We start from the raw sequence: 2171 nt of genomic DNA, 5'->3' as shown, positions 1-2171 counted from the left end.
GGTGATCACACCCGACCGCGGGCCCCGTGCGCGTCTGCCGGTCCGACACGCCCCGCCCGGCCGGACGCCGCACCGCGCCGCCACCGCGCCGTACGTTTCGTCCCGTCCCGTCCCGACCGACCCCGCACGCCCGTCTCCGCACGCCCGTCTCCCCCGGCCCGTCCCACCGGGCCAGGGCCGGGGCACCCTCCCCGGCCGACCTCCGACGCACTTCCCGATGGAGCCGCAGCCATGACGCAGGCAACCACCACCGACCTCCTCGCCCGGGCCCGCACTTGGCTCGCCGAGGACCCGGACCCGCAGACCCGCGAGGAACTCGCCGCGCTGCTCGCCGCCGCCGAGGACCCCGAGGCCGACGCCACGGCCAAGCTCGCCTGGGCCGACCTGGCCGACCGCTTCGCCGGCCGCCTCCAGTTCGGCACCGCCGGCCTGCGCGGCGAACTCGGCGCGGGCCCGATGCGGATGAACCGCGCCGTGGTGGTCCGGGCCGCCGCCGGCCTGGTCTCCTACGTCAAGCAGCAGGGCCTCGGCGACCTCGTGGTCATCGGCTACGACGCCCGGCACAAGTCCTACGACTTCGCCCGCGACACCGCCGCCGTGGTGGTCGGCGCCGGCCTGCGCGCCGCGCTGTTCCCGCGCCCGCTGCCCACCCCGGTGCTCGCCTTCGCCGTCCGCCACCTCGGCGCGGCCGCCGGCGTGACCGTCACCGCCAGCCACAACCCGCCGCAGGACAACGGCTACAAGGTCTACCTGGGCGACGGCTCGCAGATCGTGCCGCCCGCCGACGCGGGCATCGCCGCCGAGATCGACGCGATCGGCTCGCTGCACGAGGTCCCGCTCGCCGCGAGCGGCTGGGAGACCGTCGACGAGTCGGTGGTCGAGGCCTACCTGGACCGCGCCGCCTCCATCGTCGACCCGCACAGCGCCCGCGACCTCGCCGTCGTCTACACCCCGATGCACGGCGTCGGCCGCGACACCTTCCTCGCCGCCCTGGACCGGGCCGGCTTCCCCGCACCCACCGTGGTCGCCGAGCAGGCCGAGCCGGACCCGGACTTCCCGACCGTCGCCTTCCCCAACCCGGAGGAGCCGGGGGCGATGGACCTCGCCTTCCGCACCGCCGCCGCGACCGGACCGGACATCGTGATCGCCAACGACCCGGACGCCGACCGCTGCGCGGTGGCCGTCCCCGCCGACGGCGACGCCGCCGGCGGCGGGCAGGGCGCGGGCGGCTGGCGGATGCTGCGCGGCGACGAGGTCGGCGCGCTGCTGGGCGCCGCGCTGGTCGCCAAGAAGGCCGCGGGCACCTTCGCCACCACCATCGTCTCCTCCACCCTGCTCGGCCGGATCGCCGAGGCCGCCGGGCTCGGCTACGCGGAGACCCTCACCGGCTTCAAGTGGATCTCCCGCGCCGAGGGCCTGCGCTACGGCTACGAGGAGGCGCTCGGCTACTGCGTCGACCCACAGGGCGTGCGCGACAAGGACGGCATCACCGCCGCCCTGCTGGTCGCCGAGCTCGCCGCCACCCTCAAGCGCTCCGGCCGCACCCTGGCCGACCTGCTCGACGACCTGGCGCTGGAGCACGGCCTGCACGCCACCGACCAGCTCTCCGTCCGCGTCGAGGACCTCTCCCTCATCGCCGACGCCATGCGCACCCTGCGCGAGCAGCCGCCCACCACGCTGGCCGGCCTCACCGTGACCCGCGCCGACGACCTCACCGCCGGCTCCGCCGACCTGCCGCCCACCGACGGCCTGCGCTACTACCTGGCCGGCGACGCCGTCCGCTCGGCCCGCATCGTGGTCCGCCCCTCCGGCACCGAGCCCAAGCTCAAGTGCTACCTGGAGGTCGTCCTCCCGGTCCCCTCCGCCGCCGACCTCGCCGCCACCCGCACCCGCGCCGCCGACCTCCTCGCGGCGATCAAGCACGACCTCGCCGCAGCCGCCGGCATCACCGCCTGACGGCCCGCACCCCTCAGCGCATCGAGCGCCTCCCGGACGGGCCGGGAGACGCTCGGCCGTCTGCCACTCATCCCCGCGGTGTTCCGGTCCGCTCCCCCTTCAAGGGGCTGGAGAGGGAGCGGACCGACAGGACCGGGAAGACGATCGATGGCCGGCCTGTTAGACAATGAGTCGATCAGGCCGGCCAGGTAAACGAGAAGGGAATGCCCACGCGA

At 75.7% G+C, this 2171-nt stretch carries 1 protein-coding gene; it reads left to right on the top strand.

Going from position 1 to position 2171, the window contains the following annotated elements; translation table 11 throughout:
- The first annotated feature begins 231 nt into the window (after positions 1–231).
- Positions 232–1956 carry a phospho-sugar mutase gene (locus tag ACFU74_RS37095; protein WP_380764546.1) on the top strand — a complete coding sequence of 575 codons (1725 nt, stop codon included), beginning with the start codon at positions 232–234 and terminating at the stop codon, positions 1954–1956.
- Positions 1957–2171 lie beyond the last annotated feature (215 nt).

This window comes from Kitasatospora sp. NPDC057500 (assembly GCF_042802195.1).
Classification (GTDB): domain Bacteria; phylum Actinomycetota; class Actinomycetes; order Streptomycetales; family Streptomycetaceae; genus Kitasatospora.
This window is presented reverse-complemented; position numbering and strand designations above follow the sequence as displayed.